At 58.4% G+C, this 18,231-nt stretch carries 17 protein-coding genes; 5 read left to right on the top strand and 12 right to left on the bottom strand.

Annotated features, from left to right (window positions below):
• Positions 1-105: 105 nt before the first annotated feature.
• The 7 genes from AC0V6N_RS02755 to AC0V6N_RS02725 all read right to left on the bottom strand — a co-directional run bounded on the left by AC0V6N_RS02755 (position 106) and on the right by AC0V6N_RS02725 (position 6,444).
• Entirely contained in the window at positions 106-732 is a 627-nt protein-coding gene (locus AC0V6N_RS02755; RefSeq protein ID WP_486170063.1) for a response regulator transcription factor, read from the bottom strand.
• Positions 733-919: 187 nt separating this feature from the next.
• Positions 920-1,663 carry a proteasome-type protease gene (locus tag AC0V6N_RS02750; protein WP_486170062.1) on the bottom strand — a complete coding sequence of 248 codons (744 nt, stop codon included), beginning with the start codon at positions 1,661-1,663 and terminating at the stop codon, positions 920-922.
• Positions 1,660-2,496: a transglutaminase family protein gene (locus tag AC0V6N_RS02745; protein WP_486170061.1), complete on the bottom strand. Its 837-nt coding sequence runs from the start codon at positions 2,494-2,496 to the stop codon at positions 1,660-1,662. Before AC0V6N_RS02745 ends, AC0V6N_RS02750 begins: the two co-directional genes overlap by 4 nt.
• Positions 2,497-2,506: 10 nt before the next feature.
• On the bottom strand, positions 2,507-3,463 hold the full coding sequence (locus AC0V6N_RS02740; protein WP_486170060.1) for an alpha-E domain-containing protein: 957 nt from the start codon (positions 3,461-3,463) through the stop codon (positions 2,507-2,509).
• On the bottom strand, positions 3,463-4,902 hold the full coding sequence (locus AC0V6N_RS02735; RefSeq protein WP_486170059.1) for a circularly permuted type 2 ATP-grasp protein: 1,440 nt from the start codon (positions 4,900-4,902) through the stop codon (positions 3,463-3,465). Before AC0V6N_RS02735 ends, AC0V6N_RS02740 begins: the two co-directional genes overlap by 1 nt.
• 63 nt (positions 4,903-4,965) lie before the next feature.
• The gene (locus AC0V6N_RS02730; protein WP_486170058.1) at positions 4,966-5,742 is read right to left on the bottom strand and encodes an esterase/lipase family protein; all 777 of its coding nucleotides are present in this window, start codon (positions 5,740-5,742) and stop codon (positions 4,966-4,968) included.
• A gap of 99 nt (positions 5,743-5,841) precedes the next feature.
• On the bottom strand, positions 5,842-6,444 hold the full coding sequence (locus AC0V6N_RS02725) for a DUF3617 domain-containing protein (RefSeq protein ID WP_486170057.1): 603 nt from the start codon (positions 6,442-6,444) through the stop codon (positions 5,842-5,844).
• Between the two features lie 84 nt (positions 6,445-6,528).
• Between AC0V6N_RS02725 and uvrB the strand changes: the two genes are divergently transcribed.
• Positions 6,529-8,724 carry an excinuclease ABC subunit UvrB gene (gene uvrB / locus AC0V6N_RS02720; RefSeq protein ID WP_486170056.1) on the top strand — a complete coding sequence of 732 codons (2,196 nt, stop codon included), beginning with the start codon at positions 6,529-6,531 and terminating at the stop codon, positions 8,722-8,724.
• Here the strand turns inward: uvrB and AC0V6N_RS02715 are convergent.
• Entirely contained in the window at positions 8,721-9,221 is a 501-nt protein-coding gene (locus tag AC0V6N_RS02715) for a hypothetical protein (RefSeq protein WP_486170055.1), read from the bottom strand. The two genes, uvrB and AC0V6N_RS02715, sit on opposite strands and share 4 nt — an antisense overlap.
• A 133-nt stretch (positions 9,222-9,354) precedes the next feature.
• Between AC0V6N_RS02715 and AC0V6N_RS02710 the strand changes: the two genes are divergently transcribed.
• Positions 9,355-9,981 (top strand): hypothetical protein, encoded by a 627-nt coding sequence (locus tag AC0V6N_RS02710; RefSeq protein WP_486170054.1) that lies wholly within the window; start codon positions 9,355-9,357, stop codon positions 9,979-9,981.
• Here the strand turns inward: AC0V6N_RS02710 and AC0V6N_RS02705 are convergent.
• Positions 9,932-12,091: a protein-disulfide reductase DsbD family protein gene (locus AC0V6N_RS02705; protein ID WP_486170053.1), complete on the bottom strand. Its 2,160-nt coding sequence runs from the start codon at positions 12,089-12,091 to the stop codon at positions 9,932-9,934. The genes AC0V6N_RS02710 and AC0V6N_RS02705 overlap by 50 nt on opposite strands.
• 99 nt (positions 12,092-12,190) lie before the next feature.
• On the opposite strand from AC0V6N_RS02705, the gene AC0V6N_RS02700 reads away from it, so the two are divergent.
• A complete protein-coding gene (locus tag AC0V6N_RS02700) occupies positions 12,191-13,417 on the top strand; it encodes an FAD-dependent monooxygenase (protein ID WP_486170052.1) in 1,227 nt (408 codons plus the stop codon).
• 3 nt (positions 13,418-13,420) lie between these two features.
• Here the strand turns inward: AC0V6N_RS02700 and AC0V6N_RS02695 are convergent, their stop codons facing one another.
• Genes AC0V6N_RS02695 through hemC form a run of 3 tightly spaced genes read right to left on the bottom strand, consistent with a single transcriptional unit; the run spans position 13,421 to position 16,037 of the window.
• Positions 13,421-14,416, bottom strand: a complete 996-nt coding sequence (locus tag AC0V6N_RS02695) for a hypothetical protein (RefSeq protein ID WP_486170051.1) — start codon at positions 14,414-14,416, stop codon at positions 13,421-13,423.
• A 24-nt stretch (positions 14,417-14,440) separates the two neighbouring features.
• On the bottom strand, positions 14,441-15,118 hold the full coding sequence (locus tag AC0V6N_RS02690) for a uroporphyrinogen-III synthase (protein ID WP_486170050.1): 678 nt from the start codon (positions 15,116-15,118) through the stop codon (positions 14,441-14,443).
• Between the two features lie 10 nt (positions 15,119-15,128).
• Positions 15,129-16,037: a hydroxymethylbilane synthase gene (hemC, locus tag AC0V6N_RS02685; protein WP_486172411.1), complete on the bottom strand. Its 909-nt coding sequence runs from the start codon at positions 16,035-16,037 to the stop codon at positions 15,129-15,131.
• A 79-nt stretch (positions 16,038-16,116) separates the two neighbouring features.
• Between hemC and tsaD the strand changes: the two genes are divergently transcribed.
• Entirely contained in the window at positions 16,117-17,175 is a 1,059-nt protein-coding gene (gene tsaD, locus AC0V6N_RS02680; RefSeq protein WP_486170049.1) for a tRNA (adenosine(37)-N6)-threonylcarbamoyltransferase complex transferase subunit TsaD, read from the top strand.
• Positions 17,172-18,185 carry an NAD(P)H-dependent glycerol-3-phosphate dehydrogenase gene (locus AC0V6N_RS02675; protein ID WP_486170048.1) on the top strand — a complete coding sequence of 338 codons (1,014 nt, stop codon included), beginning with the start codon at positions 17,172-17,174 and terminating at the stop codon, positions 18,183-18,185. Before tsaD ends, AC0V6N_RS02675 begins: the two co-directional genes overlap by 4 nt.
• Positions 18,186-18,231 lie beyond the last annotated feature (46 nt).

The following is an 18,231-nucleotide window of genomic DNA, read 5'->3' as shown; positions in this document are numbered from 1 at the left end:
AGTCGGCAGGGGTTCGTGTGCCTGCTGGCATCAAGACTATGGTTTTGCGAACTTCTCAAAATGGTCCGCAATGGGCGACCTTGCGAAAGGCTCAGTTTTATTCGCTTAAGCTTCGATCCGGGGCTCCAGCTTTGCTTCTAGTTTTAGGCGAACCGCTTCGGCTGCGTGGCGTGCACCCAGTTTGTGCATCATATTGGCCCGGTGAATTTCGACAGTGCGCGGACTGATATCCAGTTCGCGAGCGATAACCTTGTTGCTGCTTCCTTCAGCCAACCATTCTAGCACTTCGCGTTCCCTTGCCGAGAGGCTGGAAATGCGGTCGCGCGCTTCGATCATTCGTCTGCGAGCAGCGCCGAACACTTCGGCCTCCTTCGCAATCCGGGTGAGACACCGTTCAAACCGTTCAGGATCAAGCGGTAAGGACAGATAGTCCAATGCGCCTGCTTTGATTGCATCAACGATCCTTTGCGGTCGCGGTTCGGCATCTATCGCAATAAGAGGTAGCCAAATCCCGAGACGGCTGAGGCGTTCGAGGATCATAGTGACCCCGCCTTCCTCTGGCGTATCGCGGGCGATGATTATCCCTTCGCGTGGGGGGTGAACCGACAACTCGGATAGATCGCCATACACTTCGGAGTGGTGGCCGAGCGTGAACCCGACGCGCGCCAACTCCGCGCGGTGACGACTATTGGAGTCAATGAAATGGAGAGAGGCTTTGCGTGACATGCTCATGGTGGTGAGCGTCAAACAGGGGAATGGCACGCGGGACTAAAACCAGTTCGGACAAAGAAAACTGCCAATAAGCGGGAACCCTCAGGAATCTTGCGATAACTAAGGACCAAAATGGACTTATTGCTCAGGAAAAGACCTTAACTTAGCCGGGGTTAGCCCCGAATTTAGCCGCAATTTTCACAGAAATTCACTCCGACTCGAAGCTATAATTCGGCAAAGAGTGGAATGCGGAGCGCAAGGCGTTGCCCCAATTGTCCGATATTTCAGCGAAATAGGGATCATCCTGCGTCACGCGTCGCTCATGCGTGGGACCAAAATCGTCTTTGCCGATCACCAACAGATCAAGCGGCAGGCCAACAGAGAGGTTCGCTTTGAGCGTGGAATCGAACGAAACCATCACCAGCTTCACCGCATCTTCAAAGCTCATCTCCCGGTCATAGCCACGGATGATGATCGGGCGGCCATATTTCGTCTCACCAATCTGGAAGAACGGCGTGTCCCAGCTTGCTTCGATAAAGTTGCCTTCGGGATAGACCATGAATAGGCGCGGCTCCATGCCAGCGATCTGCCCTGCGACAATGATGGACGCGGTAAAGCGCCCCTTGCCCCGGTCGCCATTAGCCTTCTGCGCTTCATCAATCGTGGCGCGCAAAAGCCGCCCGATTTCAGTAACAACAGTGAACATCGTTTTACCTTTGATCAGAGTGTTGTCGCGCTCATCGGGTTCTTTGGTGCGTTCTTCCAGCTTGCTGATCACCGCCTGCGTGGTCGCAAGGTTGCCTGCCGTCATCACTGCGATCATCCGCTCACCCGGCACCGACCAAGAGAACATCTTGCGAAACACAGATATGTTGTCGACGCCCGAATTGGTGCGAGTGTCGCTCATCAAAACAAGGCCCTTATCGAGCACCATGCCAACGCAATAGGTCATTGGTTATCTAGTTCTTTCTGCTGTTCCACGGCGACCCCAACGGTCAACACCTGCTCGGTAGAACCAAAGCTGATGCCTGTGACGGGCGCTGCATCGCGGTAATCGCGGCCCGTGGCAACCCGGACATAGCGCGGATCAGGGCTAATACCGTTGGAAACGTCAAAACCCACCCAACCAAGACCATCAATATGCGCCTCTGCCCAGGCATGGGTGGCTTCTTGCTCAATCCGATCATTCATCATCAGATAGCCACTGACATAACGCGCGGGGATATCGGCAGCGCGCGCGGCTCCAATGAAGATATGCGCGTGATCCTGACACACGCCTTGTGCCTGTGCGACGGCTTCTTCGGCAGTGGTGCGAACGCCGGTTGTCCCGGTTTGATAGGCAACGGTCTCACGAATGCGGGCAGAAAGCGCGTGGAGGTAGTCGAGCCTTGCGCCTTCCTCTGGCCCCCTTGGAAAATCGGGAACCTCACGGATCAGCGCGCGCAATTTGACGCCCGGCTTAGTCAGTTTAGTCTGCCCTAGGAAACTCCAAAGCGGCAAGTGCCCTGCATGGCGTCCGATCACGCCCGCATTGTCCTGTGTTTCGACCACGCCGCTGCACGTTACTGTCACTTCACGCACACCCGGCTCAACCGCGACCAAAGTCACTGTGTTGAAATTCTGGTCGTCATATTCCAGCTCAGCCCGAGCATTCTCGTATTGCATATCCCATTGCAGGATGTTCTGCCCCTGCGTTTCCTTGGGCGTTAGGCGCAGTCGCTGCAAAGCATGCACCACCGGCTCCTTAAAGGCGTATCGCGTCGTATGGCGGATCGAGAGTTTCATGCCCAATGCCTCACGCCAAAAACCTGTAATCTTCGCCGATGGCCTGCGCGATGGCGCTGTTGCGGGCTCTAAAATCGGTCAGGAATTCATGCAGCCCCTGATCAAAAATCAGGTCCACGCTCATATCATTGATATGCATATCGGCCTCTCGCATCAGAGCGTTGCAAGCCCCTTCGCTCCCATGCATCCGGGCAAGCGCTGCGAGGTTTTCGCGCAATGCTCCGCGGCAAAAAGCAAGACTGCGCGGGAAGCGTTCATCGAGCACCAGAAACTCCACAATGCCGCGCGCGCTGATCTGCCCTGCATTGAGCCAAGCATAGGCGCTGCCCCCTGCCACCGATCGCAGCATCTGCTCCCATTGGCCTGTATCAAGGCTGGAGCCGACATGGCCCAGCGAGGGGAGCAACAAGTAGTACTTCATGTCTAGGATGCGCGCGGTGCTTTCGGCACGTTCAACATAGGTGCCTGCACGTGCGAAATTATACGCTTCATTGCGCAGCATTGATCCATCGAGGGCGCCATGGACGCGGCTGCTGGTGCGACGCAGACGGCCGAGTACATCGCCCAAAGCTGACTGGCTGACAGGCCGAGAAAGCTGCTTATCTAGGATCATCCAGTTTTCATTGACCGCTTCCCACACCTCACTTGAGATATTGGTGCGAGCAACCCGCGCATTGCTGCGAACCGCGCCAATCATCGCGCGAACGCTGGCCTGATTGGCGCTGTCTCGCAGCACAAAGTTCCAAACCGATTGCCCTTCATACAGGTTGTCAGCATCGGCATTGGCAGCCTCGTACGAGGTCTTAAGCCCCAGGGTGGAAATGACCGAACGCCATTCCTCCTGCGCGGTTTGCACATCTCGGGTAAGCGCCATGCGAAGCCCTGCATCGAGCAGACGCGCAGTGTTCTCGGCCCGCTCAAGATAGCGGAACATCCAGAACACCCCATTGGCGGTTCTACCTAACATCAGTCCTTCAACACCCACGTATCTTTGGTGCCGCCGCCTTGACTGGAGTTCACCACCAGCGACCCTTCTTTCAATGCCACACGCGTCAGGCCACCCGGCGTAATCTCAATCCCCTCTGGTGAAGCGAGCACGAACGGGCGCAAATCGACATGGCGCGGGGTGAAGCCTTTGCGCGAATAGATCGGGCAGGTGGAAAGCGAGAGCGTGGGCTGCGCAATGTAGTTTTCCGGACGCGCCTCAAGCTTCTTACGAAACTCGCGAATTTCCTTTTTCGTCGCGGTTGGCCCGATCAGCATGCCGTAGCCGCCTGACCCATGGACTTCCTTCACCACCAGCTCTTCCAGATTGTCGAGCACGTAAGCAAGGCTATCACTGTCTGCGCAGCGCCAGGTTTGGACATTGGGCAGCAGCGGTTTCTCGCCGGTATAGAACTCGACGATCTCAGGCATAAAGGAATAGATCGCCTTGTCATCCGACACACCGGTTCCCGGAGCATTGGCGATGGTCACGCCGCCGGAACGATAGACGTCCATGATGCCAGGTACGCCCAAAACGCTGTCAGGTTCGAAGGTGAGCGGATCGAGATAATCGTCATCAACACGGCGATAGATCACATCAACAGGCTCATACCCGCGCGTGGTGCGCATTTGCACGCGGCCATCCACGACGCGCAGATCGCTGCCTTCGACTAGCGATGCTCCCATTTGGTCGGCGAGGAAGGCGTGTTCAAAATAGGCAGAATTGTAAATGCCCGGTGTCAGTACCGCGACCGTGGGCTTTGCGCCTCCTGCCCCATCAAATTTGGGCGGCGCGCATGCAGCAAGCGAGCGAGCCAAGCGGCGCGGATAATTTGAAACACTCTCTACCCCAACCCGGCTGAACAGGTCAGGGAACATCGCCATCATAGTCTCGCGGTTCTCCAGCATATAGGAGACCCCCGACGGCGTGCGGGCATTGTCTTCCAGCACGAACCATTCGTCTGGCCCGGTGCGCACCAGATCAATGCCAACAATATGCGTGTAAATCCCGCCAGGCGGCGTCATGCCGACCATATTGGGCAGCCAAGCATCATTGTCTCTCAGCAAGCGTTCGGGCAGGCGTCCTGCGCGAATGATCTCTTGCCGGTGGTAAAGGTCATAAAGGAACGCGTTTAGCGCCCTTACTCGCTGTTCAATGCCCTTGGTCAGACGCCGCCATTCGCCCGCCGTTATAATGCGCGGCACCATGTCGAACGGGATTAGGCGTTCCTCAGCTTCATCCTCACCATAGACATTGAACGTGATCCCTGTGCGGCGAAAGCTTTCATCTGCTTCGGAGTTTTTACGCTTTAGGGTCGTGGGCTCTTGCTCGTTATACCAGCCGCAATAATCGGCGTAGGCGGGACGCACGCTACCATCGGCTGCGCGCATTTCATCAAAGTTTTCGGGTTGGTCGCCCATTGATCCCCGCATTGGCGAAATTCCTAGTGAGCAACCTAAAGGCCTGCTCACAAAAGGAAAGGCTCAACTGCGATCGAGTTCCGCTAAAATCGCCAGCACCGCTTCATCGGTATAGGTAAAGCCTGCATGGGTGCATGAAAGCGCGACAGCGCGGTCTCGCTCAGCCTCTTGGCCAGAGGCGCATTCAGGCGCGATCATGCCGTCATTGTCGCTCCATAATGCAATGGTTTCGACCGGCGGCTTGATCGAAAGATCAGCTTCAATCGGCGGTTGATCAACCCGGTAGCCGGTGATCGCCTGATAAGCGCGCCAGACATTATTCGCGCGCGGGCTGCCAGAGAAAGGCGAACCCATAGTGATGACTTTTGAGATCATCTCGGGACGCCGTTTTGCCAGTTCGCGACTGAACAATCCGCCAAGGCTCCACCCGACCAGAGCGACCCTTTGCTGATTTTGCTCGGCTATCTCGATCAGATGCAGTTCCAATTGGTCGAGCGATTCCTCACCCACACCCCAATTGCGGCCCAAGCCCCAATGATTGGACGAGTGCCCTGCCTCATTCAGCTTCTCAGCCAGATATTCCATGCGGTCAGGACCGGTCGCAAAACCGGGTAGGACCATAATACTCTGGGGGTTGGCCGCTTTGGGAACTTCCAAATTTCGGAAGGGACGGCGCGCAGGTTCGAGCAGCAGATCAAGCTCTGATACGAACTTCAACAAAGTGGGCTTGCCGACTTCCTGATCGGGATATTCCTCACGCGCCAGCGCAATGCGGCGCAATAACTCGCTCTTTGCGAGCGCAGCCTTAGAGGCGTCGATCAGGGGGTTGCCTTCAAACATCTGCGTAACCTCTTATCAGCCAAGACGTGAATTCGACATGAAAAGGGCGAAAGCTGCCAGTAAAAGCAGCCTTCGCCCTCATCAATGTGTCGCAGCGCTTTATTGTGGAATCGTGATGCTTTCCGATGTGCATTCACCCACACGCTCGGTCGCGTTCTTCATCACCATATTGATGCCTTTGCCGGTGAGCGGCTCGCTCATGTTCATCGACACGGTCATGTCGCTGCCTGTTTCGCTGATCGTTCCGGTGAACTCGATCGTGCCAGCTGCCTCATCGTCGCCGCAGGTCAGCTTTGCATCAATTTGATCGCCATCAATTGAGAAACTGTCGTAGCTGCAATTCTCATTCGGGCCTTTGAGCTGATCGAGATAATCCTCATAGCCTTGCTGAGCCATCTCTTCGTTCATGCAGAAAGTGATGCCGTTTACAGCGCTGCCCATTTCCATAATGCCGCGAAGTGCATTGGCCTCTTCTTCGCTTGCACCCGGCATTTCAAACTCAAGCAGCTCTGCCTCAATCTTATATTCGCCAGGCTGAGGTTTCGGCATATTGGTCAGCGCAGCGGCGATTTCTTCAGGATTGGTAAGGTTCACAGCGGCCGTGCTCTCACCGCCCGCTGAATCTTCTGCTTCACCACCACAAGCTGCCAATCCAAGCGATGATGCCAGAGCAAGTGCGGCGGCTTTTGACGAATATTTCATTGGGTTCCTCCCTGAGTTTAAACCTGACGCTAAACGCGCAGGGAAAGCTTCACAAGCGGCATCTCATGGTCCATATTTGTTCTCATGTCAGAATTGATCATCCGCCGCGGGTTGGAAGAGCCGGAGACAGGCGAAGAATTCACCCCCCACCGCCCCAATCGTCCGGAAAAGGTCGAAGGGGGTAAACCGTTCAAAATTGTCTCTGACTATTCGCCAGCTGGCGATCAGCCGACTGCGATTGCTGAACTGGTTCAGGGCACACGCGAAGGCGAACAAACGCAAACGCTGCTGGGTGTCACCGGCTCAGGCAAGACCTTCACCATGGCGAGCGTCATCCAGGAAGTGCAGCGCCCTGCCCTGATCCTTGCGCCCAACAAGATCCTTGCCGCGCAATTGTATGGCGAGATGAAGAGCTTCTTCCCGGAAAACGCGGTCGAGTATTTCGTCAGCTATTACGACTATTATCAACCCGAAGCCTATGTGCCGCGCTCAGATACTTACATTGAGAAAGAGTCGAGCGTGAACGAGGCGATTGACCGGATGCGCCACTCTGCCACGCGCGCGCTTCTTGAGCGTGATGATGTGATCATCGTGGCCTCGGTTTCGTGCCTCTACGGTATCGGCTCGGTTGAGACGTACTCAGCGATGATCTTCGACATCAAAAAGGAAGAAACCGTCGACCAGCGCGATCTGATCCGCAAGCTCGTCGCGCTCCAGTACAAGCGCAACGATGCCGCCTTCACGCGGGGATGTTTCCGGGTGCGCGGCGACAATCTGGAGCTGTTCCCAAGCCACTATGAGGACATGGCATGGCGTATCAGCTTCTTCGGCGATGAGATTGAAGAGATTGCCGAATTTGATCCGCTGACGGGAAAAACCGGAGCCAAACTTGATAAGGTCCGCGTCTACGCCAACTCACACTATGTGACGCCCGGCCCAACGATGAAACAGGCAAGCGAGGCGATCAAATTTGAGCTCGCGCACCGGCTGAAAGAGCTGGAGGAAGAGGGCAAGCTGCTTGAGCATCAGCGGCTGGAACAGCGCACCCATTTCGACCTTGAGATGATTGCTGCGACCGGCAGCTGCAACGGGATCGAAAACTATTCGCGCTTCCTAACCGGGCGTCTGCCGGGAGAGCCGCCGCCAACCCTGTTTGAATATCTACCCGACAATGCTTTGCTGTTCGTGGATGAAAGCCACCAGACCGTGCCGCAAATCGGCGCGATGGCGCGGGGGGATCACCGCCGCAAATTGACGCTGGCCGAATTTGGCTTTCGTCTGCCGAGCTGCATCGACAACCGCCCCTTGCGCTTCAACGAATGGGACGCAATGCGACCGCAAACCTTCTGCGTCTCCGCCACACCGGGTAAGTGGGAATTGGAGCAAACAGGCGGCGTCTTTGCCGAACAGGTCATTCGCCCTACCGGCCTGATCGATCCCCCTGTCGAAATCCGCCCGGTTGAAGATCAGGTGCAGGACTGCATTCAAGAATGCCTAGCGACCGCCAAGAAAGGCTACCGCACACTCGTCACCACGCTGACCAAGCGGATGGCCGAAGACCTCACCGAATTCATGCACGAAGCGGGCGTGCGCGTTCGCTATATGCACTCCGATGTGGAGACTTTGGAGCGTATCGAACTGATCCGCGATCTGCGCATGGGCGTTTATGATGTGCTGATCGGGATCAACCTACTGCGCGAAGGGCTCGACATCCCTGAATGCGGGCTCGTTTGTATTCTGGACGCGGACAAAGAAGGCTTCCTACGCTCCGAAACATCGCTCGTCCAAACGATTGGCCGCGCGGCGCGTAACGTCGATGGCCGCGTGATCCTTTATGCCGACCGCATTACAGGCAGCATGGAACGCGCCATGGCGGAAACCGACCGCCGCCGCGAGAAACAGCGCGCCTATAACGAAGAGCACGGCATCACCCCGCAAACGATCAAGCGCGACATTGCCGATATCGTTGCCCACACGGCAAGCCAAGATGGCGTGACGGTCGACCTAGAAGATGACGAGACCAACAACCTCGTTGGCCACAACCTTCGCGCTTACATCGAAGACCTCGAAAAACGTATGCGCGACGCCGCAGCCAACCTTGAGTTTGAAGAAGCCGGGCGTTTGCGTGACGAGATACGCCGCCTCGAAAATGACGAGCTGGGCCTGCCCGACGAGCAGAAGAAAGCGCCCAAAGTGGGCCGCTCGGATGCTGGGAGACCGGGGACGCGTAAGACCCGCTATGGCAAGACGCGGTACAAGCGAATGGGCGGGAAGCCTTAGCGTCCCAACCCTTCAACCTCGCGATACTTTGCAATCGCCGTCACCAATTCATCGATATCTCCATCAGAGCGCTGCGTCTCAATATTGATGTCACCTAGGTCGCCAGCCGCTTTGTTCATTTCAGCAATCTTGCGGGCCATCGGTTTGATAGGAAAGCTTTCCGCGTCACGAATAGTCACGCTGACGACCCGCGAGAAAGCCATTGAGCGCACCGCGATCTTCTCAACCCGCTCCCATGGCAAGGTTTCGCGCAGAGCTGGGGGATAGTCTATGCCAGCTGGTGAAATCTGAATTTCGAGCTTTCTCCTCAGGGCACTTGGTAACATGATTATCGAGATCAGCAGCGCAGTAGAGCCAATCCACGGCAGGACGTCGATCATGCGTTGAAGACCACCTTGTCGCACTGAATTGCGGAACGTCATGTCTCCATCAGGCACAAGCGGCGAAAGATTGATCAGCAACATGATCGCCCCCATCACCGCCAGAAAACCCAACATTACGATCATCTTCTTCGCGGAACGATGTGCGGTATAGGTGGAACCTGATTGCAATGCCCTTCTCCTTCACTCTTGAAGTCGATAGAGGCGAGGTTCGCGCCCGTCTTGACAGGAATATGGTTTGAAAAAGAGATTGTCGGCATTTCCTGTGATCGTGTTGAGCACGCTTGCGATTGCATCTTGCAAGCCGCCGCCAACCGATGCGGATTTGGGGCGCGATATGCCTGAGGCGGAAGCGACCTTTGCTTCTGCCCCGCTACCCTCGCCTGAGACCGAGGGCGCGATTTGGGCGCATACTCCATCAGATGCGTACGATCAGCGGATCATCTATGGCATTCCGGGCAAGCCTGTTTTGGTGGCGCTAGAATGCATTTTCGTCTTGGATGATGGGCCATATCTCTCAATCACCCGGCTTTCGCCCGCAGATGAGAATGCATCAGCATTGCTGGCGATGGTCGGTAATGGCCACATTGGGCGAGTTCCGGTGGAAGCTTTTGACTTGGGCGGCCAGCGTGTTTGGAAAGGCCGTTTGCCGCCAAGCAACACCGTATGGGAACCCTTTGCCGGACCGCGTTCCCTAACGCTCACCGTGCCGGGTGCTGGGATGGTTGAGATTAACCCCAGCCCTCTGCCCGGAGAGCTAATCGAAGCCTGCCGCACGGGAGAGAGATTTGTGCCCTCGGCAGAACTAACCATGGGCGAACGAGAAACTATTGATCCGGCTGAGATTGAGGCCGATCCCGAGACGCCCGCTGAGTGAGCATGTCTGAGGTGAGCACTTGCGGCAATTGCTCCGCCTCAGCTGCCGGTTCGTACCACAGATAAAGCGGCACGCCCGCTGCGCCCTGTTCATTCAGGAACGCGGTGATTTCCTCATCGCGCACGGTCCAATCGCCCACCATCGCGATCACACCCGCTTCTTCGAAGGCCTCAGCGGTGGCTTTGCGGTTGATGGCGACGCTTTCATTGACCTTGCAGGTGACGCACCAGTCGGCGGTGAACCAGACAAAGACCGGCTGACCGGAGGCGCGCGCATCAGCGAGCGCTTCGCGGCTGAACTCTTGCGGGGAAAGCAGGCTTTCTTCAGCGCTGCGTCCGCCGCCTTGCTCATAGCTTGAAGGAAGCGCGAAAGCTCCAAATATCAGAAATGGCGCTGCGACCAGACCAAAGGCAGGCCACGCCATTTTGCCTGCGCGCTGCAACCGTCCGACGACGCCGAGCGCAAGGATGATGCCGAACACCATAACCAACGCAAACATCGCAAAACCGCGTCCGCCGAGCTGGATCGAAAGCCAAATGAGCGCCAGCGTTGTCAGCCCCATAGGAATCGCCATCATGCGGCGGAACCGTTCCATCCAAGCACCCGGCTTGGGCAGCAGGTTGCGGATCGCAGGCACAAAACCGATCAACAGAAACGGCAGCGCCAGCCCCAGCCCCAGCATCGCGAAAAGCAGCAGCGCTTGGGGCACAGGCAGCAGCAAGGCCGCGCCCAAAGCCGCCGCCATAAATGGTCCGGTGCACGGCGTTGCAGCGACCGCAGCGAGCAGCCCGGTGGAAAAGGCTCCCCCGGCCCCCTTGCGTGCGCCACCGCCTGTATCGACGCTTGGCAATTCAAACAGGCCGCCAAAGTTTGCGGTGATGATCGCGGCGAGGACCAGCAGCAGGATCACTACCGTCGGGCTTTGCAATTGGAACGCCCAGCCGACTTGCTCCCCAGCCGCACGAAGCGCCAGCATCAGCCCGCCCAGCGCCACACAGGCCAACACCACGCCTGCGGTGTACGCAATACCCTCAACCCGCGCCTCTGCCTCACTGCTGCCAGCACGCACCAGAGCAATCGCTTTGATGCTGAGGATCGGGAAGACGCAGGGCATGATATTGAGAATCAGCCCCCCGACCAAAGCACCCAAGATCAGCGTCCAAAGCGGCGGTGTGATGCCGTGGGCGCTGTTCATAGTGACCACAGGCTCGCCAGCAATCGCGACTTGGCCAGCGCTCGCCACAAAGCGCACACCCGTCCCGTCGCCAAAACTCAGGATGCCATCAACCTGTTCGTAGACCGGCGAGACGGGCTCCACGTAGGGGGGATGCTGTTTGCCCGGAATTTCAACAATCACCCGGTCGCCATCGCGCCAAAAGCTTTGCAACGCGCTGAATTCGACAAGGTGCTCTTGCTCGATAAAGACATGCGGATCAGAGAGCGCGACGCTGGAAGGCAGTGGGATGCTCAAACGGACCGAGTTGGTGCTCGCCGAAAAGCTCGCCTCCGCATCCAGCAGCGGCGCAATTTCAGCCCGCCAGCGCGCAAAATCACCGCCCTGTCCTGCGCTCAAAACGGCGTCTTGCGGGACGCAGACTATGTCCGTGCAGGCGAGATATTCGGCATAGCCGCGCAAATTCGGCAACCCTTCAATCACCGCATCATTGGGCACCCGCACCGGCAAAAGGACGGTGTATGGTCCCTTGTAAATATGGTTCATGATAAGGCTATTGGGCAATTCCTGCACCAGCGTTTGAGGCACAGGGTAAAGCGCTTCGCCCATCTCCCAGCCTTCAGGCAGATCCAGCATGACCTGCATACCTAAACCTGCATCTCCGGGGTTCGACCAATAGCCGTGCCATTCCTCAGACGAAGGCGTGAAGCGCAAAGCGAGCATCCACTCTTCGCCCGCTTGCGGCATGCCATCGGCGACCAATTGTACTGCGATATTGGTGTCGCCATAACGCGCTTCGTCAGGGATCGCCCGATTGTCAGAGGTGTCTTGCGCGAAGGCGGCTGCGCTCCACAAAAGCGCAAAAATGCCAAGAATCGCCGCGATCACATGAGCGCTTAGTGCATTGCTTGCATTGCGGGATGCAGCGAAGAGCATGAAGTCTGGCTTGCCTCTTATCGGGTGGTCAAAGTAGGAGCGTCCTAGCGGCGCATGTAAGCATCCGCAAAGATTGGTTGAAGGGTTACACGAGACAACATGGCCAAAGCGGATACCGAAACGCGCGATTTGCTGATCCTTGGCGGGGGATTGGTCGGCATGACTCTCGCTCTTGCCGCTGCGCGTCAGGGTATGTCTAGCCATGTGATCGACCGCGCAGACCCGGCAGAGCTGACCAAAGAAGGCTTTGACGACCGTGCGACTGCGATCTCAACTGCAAGTTGGCACCTGTTCTCCAATATCGGGATTGCGACAAGCCTTGAGCCTTTCGCCTGCGATATTGCGAGCATTGCGGTGACCGATCAAAACCGGCCGGGCCGGATCGACTTCACGCCAGAGCCGCATGAAGGGACACTTGGCCGGATGTTCCCCAATCGCCGACTGCGGCTTGCGCTGTTTGAGGCGGCTGAAAAAGAGCCGCTGATCAATTGGGTGCCCAAGGCTGAGATAACCGAACGTCAGCGCAGCGAATTCGGTGTTGCGGCCGTGCTAAATGATGACCGCAAGCTTAAAGGCCGCCTCATGGTCGCTGCCGAAGGGCGCCAATCGCCAACGCGCGACGCCGCTGGAATTACGCTGGCCAAATGGGATTATGAACACCGCGCAGTCATCGCGGGCCTCACCCACTCCAAGCCGCATGACAATGTCGCTTGGGAAATCTTCTACCCGCAAGGCCCCTTTGCGCTGCTCCCGCTCAAAGACGACGAAGATGGCACGCATCGCTCTTCGCTGGTTTGGACTGTGTCAGAAGAGGATGGCCGCGCCGTTACCAAGCTCGGCGACCGGGCATTCATGGCCGAACTGCAAAAGCGCATGGGCGATATTCTAGGTGAAGTCACAAGCGTGGGGGAGCGATCAAGCTGGCCGCTTGGCTTCCACCACACGGCCAAGATAACGGGCGAACGGCTCGCACTGGTCGGCGATGCCGCACACGGCATCCACCCGATTGCAGGCCAAGGGCTGAACCTTGGTATTCGCGATGTGGGAGCGCTTGTCGAAGTGCTCACCGAAGGGGCGCGGATCGGGCTTGATCCCGGCGATGCGCAGCTTTTGAAACGGTATGAAAATTGGCGCGGGCTCGATAGCTTTATGGTCGCGCTTGCTACCGATGGCCTCACCCGCCTGTTCGGAATGCCCGGAAAAACCGCCAGCGCTGTGCGCAGGCTCGGTATGGGAGCTGTCCAACGCACGCCGATGCTCAAGACATTCTTTATGGATGAAGCCCGCGGCGTGTCAGGCGATTTGCCTGAACTGTTAAAGGCTTAACGCCTATTCCTCTGATGGCCCCTCAAGCGGGCTTGGCTGACGCACCACATTGCCCACGCCATCGCGAAGGCCGCTCTGGTCGAGGACGGCCGCAGTTTCGATCACTTCCAATGCCTGCATCGCGTCACGATACCGTTCTGCATCGGTAATCCACGCCTCTGCTTGCTCGGCGCCCGGCATTGCCTTGATCTCGTCAATCGCGTTTTGATAGCGACCCTGCTCCAACGCGATGCGCGCGCGTTCCAGGCGGCGTTCTGGCTGCGGAGACGGAGTGCTTTCGCGGCGCACCACGAACAATTCACCCAGCTCGCGCTGGACCCGACCCCAGCTCATCCCTTCGTCCTGTTGGACAAGTTCAGGGCCAAGACCGCGAAGGCGTTCTGTCAGGTTGTCGATCCGAATGGGGTCGCGCGAAAAGGTGATGATGTTGTTGACCGCATTGGGCCATTGGTCAGAAAAACGCAGGCGTAACTGGTCGGCGAGATAGCCAAGCTCAGCCCCACGCTCGACCGCGCGGCGGGTGGCAAATGCGATCAGCAGCCCTTCAGCGCGCGCGGCATTGCCAGCTGCGGCTTGCGCCTGCAGATCGAGCCTTGCCAGACGCTGTTCGGCTGCGGCGAGCCGTTGATCAATACCGCCTTGTTGGTCGACCACGCGCGTGACCGCCTCAGCAGCGCCTTCGGTATCGCCATCTTCCAGCGCGGCGACCGCTTCGGCTAACGGGCTGGGTGAAGAGGTGACCGCGACGCTCGGCGTACCGGTTGGCTCGCCCTCTACCGCAGGCGCATCAGGCAGCGCAGGCGGGCTAGCGGCGGCAGTGACTGCAGCGGTTTCATCATCAGCCACATTGTACCAGACGATATAGCCAATCAGCGCACCGCCAGCGAGAAACGAAGCCAGCGCAGCCGCCATTATCCCCTTATTCGAGGTCGGCTTCCTGCGGCTGCCATATTTAGATTCCATCGAGTATCCGTATCCTGCGACCCGCCAGTTTTTCATGCTCTTCGGCGAGTTGTATCATGCCTATATGCACACGTTTTTGACCATTTCCAGCATAGCGGCATCATTTGGCTGCGGAGAAACATGGATCGCGCGCCAGCCATCTCCAGCAGCATCGGCAACGCGGGGACCGATTACCGCAAGGGTAATCACGCTGCGATCCAGCGCCAAACGCCTGCATTCGCGCGTAAATTGCTGAGCCGCGGCGGCGGAATGGAGCAGCACGGTGAGGCCCAAACTCGGCAGCGGGCGCAGCGGTTCGGGCAGTTCGAGCGGTTTGGTTTCGTATGCAACGACCTTGTGGATATTAACGCCCACAGGAGCTTCAAGCGGCACATGATCCGCCCCTGCAATCCTGAGCAAGCGGCAGGGCGGCGCGATATCATTCAGCACATTTTGCAATCCGCCAGTGCCGGTAGCAGCGATGGTAAAACCGGCTGCACGAGCTGTCTCAGCGGTGGTCTCTCCAACCGCATAGACCGGCTTAGTCTTAAGGCTTTCAAGCGCCTCTCCCCCATGCCGGATCGCGTTGGCGCTGCCGATTAGCAGCGCGTCGATCTCGGCAGGATCAGGGCAATCCCACGCACAAGGCACGATCTCGAACAGGGGGTAGCCGATGGCATTAAGGCCCAGCTCTTTCGCCGCCGCCATTGTGGCGGACATGCCAGGCTCCGGCCGCACGACAAGGACATAGCCCGCCATATAAGCCGCCTTACGCCCCGCCAAAATGCGGCGCAATTCCAGGCGTCGCGCGGGCGAGCAGGTCTTTGGCCAGCGCTTTAACCGGGGCGCTGTCTCCAGCGGCAAAGCGTGCTTCGCCCTCAACGCGTTCGGCGCCATCCGGGCTGAACAATGCAGCGCGCATATGCAGCTGATCGCCAGCAGGCTGGCACAAAACGGCGACCGGCGAATGGCACGTGCCGCCCAACTGCGCGAGCAATGCGCGCTCTGCTTCCAGTTCAGCGCGCGTGGCCCCGTCATCAATCGCTGCCAGCGCCGCCGTAGCCACAGCATCATCAACGCGGCATTCAAGCGCGATTACCCCCTGCGCAGCGGCGGGTATCCAGTCGGCTTCATCAAGCGGTGTGCCCACATCGCTTTGCCCCAACCGTTCAAGGCCAGCCGCTGCAAGAAATGTGACGTCCGCTTCGCCCGCCTCAAGCTTACCCAGCCGGGTCGCAACATTTCCTCGGAAAGTGACAACCTTGCAGTCAGGGCGCAGGTTTAGCAGTTGCGAAGCGCGGCGCGGGGCTGATGTGCCCACGGTCGCCCTTTGCGGGATATCGGCAATACTCGGCGCTCCCACCAAGGCATCGCGGCGGTCAGCGCGGGGCAGGAAACCTGCAAAGTGAAACGCGTCCGGGCGGATTGTCTCAACGTCTTTGGCCGAGTGAACGGCGGCGTCGATGCGGCCTTCGCCCAGCCACGCATCCAGCTCCTTGGTCCAAAGCGCCTTGCCGCCAATTTCGGACAGGGGTCGGTCGAGCACTTTGTCGCCGCTCGCAACCACCGGGACAAGCTCAACCTCGCCCTCTTCCCAGCCATGCGCCGCGCATAAACGGGCGCGCGTTTCAACAGCTTGCGCCATCGCGAGCGGGGAATTGCGGGTTCCTAAACGTATCTTTGGCTCAGAGATGGCCTATGTCCTTTTTGCATCCTCACGCTTGCTCTAACCATCCAAGACCCTAGATGGAAGCGCGATGGGATCGGAACCGCACAATATCGTTTTGGGCATTGAGTCGAGCTGCGATGAGACAGCCGTGGCGATCGTGCGCGCCAATGGCGAGATCATCGCACAGCGGATCGCGAGCCAAGAGGAAGAGCACGCGCCCTATGGCGGCGTCGTCCCCGAAATCGCCGCCCGCGCCCACGCAGAACGGTTGGCGCCGATGATCGAAGCAGTGCTCAATGATGCGCAGATGGATCTGGCTGAGATGGACGCAATTGCCGCGACCGCCGGACCCGGTTTAATCGGCGGCGTTATGGTGGGCCTTGTCAGCGGCAAGGCATTGGCGATGGCGGCAGACAAGCCTCTGATCGCGGTCAACCATCTCGAAGGCCATGCTTTGTCCCCGCGTTTGGCCGATCAATCGCTCGAATACCCTTACCTCTTGCTGCTCGTCTCGGGCGGGCACTGCCAAATCCTCAGCGTTGAGGGCATGGGCAAGTATCGCCGTCTTGCGACCACGATTGATGATGCGCTGGGTGAGGCGTTTGACAAGACCGCTAAGATTCTGGGCCTTGGCTATCCCGGTGGCCCTGCGGTGGAGCGCTTGGCGTTGAAGGGTAATGCGAAAGCTGTCCCCCTTCCCCGTCCCTTAAGGGGATCAAAGGAACCGCATTTCTCTTTCGCTGGCCTCAAGAGCGCGGTTCTGCGCGCCCATGAGAGCGGTGAGCACCGACCCCAAGACATTGCGGCAAGCTTCCAGCAAGCCGCCATCGACTGCTTGCTCGACCGGCTCAAGGCTGCGCTTGGCAAAGCTGGCCCCTTCCCCGCTTTGGTCGTTGCAGGCGGGGTCGCGGCAAACAAAGCCGTGCGCAGCGCGCTTGAAGGACTTGCGAGCGAGCATGGGATGCGCTTTGTCGCTCCCCCAATGGCTTTGTGCACGGACAATGCTGCGATGATCGCTTGGGCGGGCTGCGAGAAATTGGCGGCTGAGCCGGATTTTGCAGGCGACCCGCTCAATTTCAAGGCGCGCCCGCGCTGGCCGCTCGACCCGGATGCCGAGAAGGTTCGCGGCGCGGGAGTAAAGGCATGAGCGCTCCCGATACAGTCGGAGTAGTTGGCGCAGGCGCTTGGGGAACGGCTCTGGCGCAAATGCTAGCCAGCGATGGCCGCGAAGTGGTTCTGTGGGCGTTTGAGCCCGAAGTGGTTGAGGCGATCAACACCAGCAATCGCAATCCGCAATATCTGCCCAGCGCTGAGCTTTCCGCCAATATCCGCGCCGTGGGTGATCTGAGTGAACTGAGCGGGATCGACACCGTTCTATCCGTCACACCCGCACAGGTTCTGGGCAAAGTGCTCGAAGGCCTCGCGAAGCCACCACGTGACCTTGTCCTGTGCTCAAAAGGTATCGAGGCAGGCACTGGGCGCTTGATGAATGACGTCGCGCGCGCAGCCTCCCCCGGCAGCGAAATCACCGTGCTTTCCGGCCCCACTTTCGCCCATGAAGTCGCCGCTGGATTGCCTACCGCTGTCACCCTCGCTTGCGAGGGCGGACGCGAACAATGGAAACGACTCTCTCCCGCAATCGCCCGGCCCACATTTCGTCCCTATTATTCAGACGATGTGACCGGCGCAGAGATTGGCGGGTCAATCAAGAATGTGCTCGCAATTGCGTGCGGCGTGGTCGACGGGCTTGCCCTGGGCCAGAATGCGCGCGCGGCCCTGATCGCGCGTGGTTATGCCGAGATGCTTCGCTTCGGTGAAAGCCTTGGCGCGCAATCCGAAACATTGGCGGGTCTGTGCGGACTTGGCGATCTGGTGCTTACTTGCTCGTCAACTTCAAGTCGCAATTTTTCACTCGGTAAAGCACTGGGCGAAGGCGGAAGCGCGGCTGAATTGATGTCAGACCGCACGACCGTTGCCGAAGGCGCGCACACGGCACCGGTGCTAGCTGACCTTGCACAAAGGCGTGAGATTCCGATGCCTATCGTCGTTGCGGTGAACGCGATCCTTGACGGCGCTCCTCCGCGCGTGGTCGTTGCTGACTTACTCTCTCGCCCGTTGCGCGCAGAAATGCCCTCGGATGAGGCCGACGTCGAGTGAGCAGCGAAACCGCTTCTTCAGGCCAGCCAGCCCCGGACAAGGGCGG

Source organism: Erythrobacter sp. S57(2025) (assembly GCF_057365055.1).
Note: the sequence above shows the minus strand (reverse complement) of the source record. Positions and strands in the feature narration are given on the sequence as shown.

What these genes read in the sequence shown, in the direction of transcription:
- AC0V6N_RS02715 (WP_486170055.1), bottom strand. Translation starts at nt 9,221, where the DNA reads ATGTTGGGTTTTCTGGCGGTGATGGGGGCGATCATGTTGCTGATCAAT.
- AC0V6N_RS02675 (WP_486170048.1), top strand. Translation starts at nt 17,172, where the DNA reads ATGAGCGCTCCCGATACAGTCGGAGTAGTTGGCGCAGGCGCTTGGGGA.
- uvrB (WP_486170056.1), top strand. Translation starts at nt 6,529, where the DNA reads ATGTCAGAATTGATCATCCGCCGCGGGTTGGAAGAGCCGGAGACAGGC.
- AC0V6N_RS02725 (WP_486170057.1), bottom strand. Translation starts at nt 6,444, where the DNA reads ATGAAATATTCGTCAAAAGCCGCCGCACTTGCTCTGGCATCATCGCTT.
- AC0V6N_RS02745 (WP_486170061.1), bottom strand. Translation starts at nt 2,496, where the DNA reads ATGAAACTCTCGATCCGCCATACGACGCGATACGCCTTTAAGGAGCCG.
- AC0V6N_RS02705 (WP_486170053.1), bottom strand. Translation starts at nt 12,091, where the DNA reads ATGCTCTTCGCTGCATCCCGCAATGCAAGCAATGCACTAAGCGCTCAT.
- AC0V6N_RS02740 (WP_486170060.1), bottom strand. Translation starts at nt 3,463, where the DNA reads ATGTTAGGTAGAACCGCCAATGGGGTGTTCTGGATGTTCCGCTATCTT.
- AC0V6N_RS02700 (WP_486170052.1), top strand. Translation starts at nt 12,191, where the DNA reads ATGGCCAAAGCGGATACCGAAACGCGCGATTTGCTGATCCTTGGCGGG.
- AC0V6N_RS02755 (WP_486170063.1), bottom strand. Translation starts at nt 732, where the DNA reads ATGAGCATGTCACGCAAAGCCTCTCTCCATTTCATTGACTCCAATAGT.
- AC0V6N_RS02750 (WP_486170062.1), bottom strand. Translation starts at nt 1,663, where the DNA reads ATGACCTATTGCGTTGGCATGGTGCTCGATAAGGGCCTTGTTTTGATG.
- tsaD (WP_486170049.1), top strand. Translation starts at nt 16,117, where the DNA reads ATGGGATCGGAACCGCACAATATCGTTTTGGGCATTGAGTCGAGCTGC.
- AC0V6N_RS02695 (WP_486170051.1), bottom strand. Translation starts at nt 14,416, where the DNA reads ATGAAAAACTGGCGGGTCGCAGGATACGGATACTCGATGGAATCTAAA.
- AC0V6N_RS02690 (WP_486170050.1), bottom strand. Translation starts at nt 15,118, where the DNA reads ATGGCGGGCTATGTCCTTGTCGTGCGGCCGGAGCCTGGCATGTCCGCC.
- AC0V6N_RS02735 (WP_486170059.1), bottom strand. Translation starts at nt 4,902, where the DNA reads ATGGGCGACCAACCCGAAAACTTTGATGAAATGCGCGCAGCCGATGGT.
- AC0V6N_RS02730 (WP_486170058.1), bottom strand. Translation starts at nt 5,742, where the DNA reads ATGTTTGAAGGCAACCCCCTGATCGACGCCTCTAAGGCTGCGCTCGCA.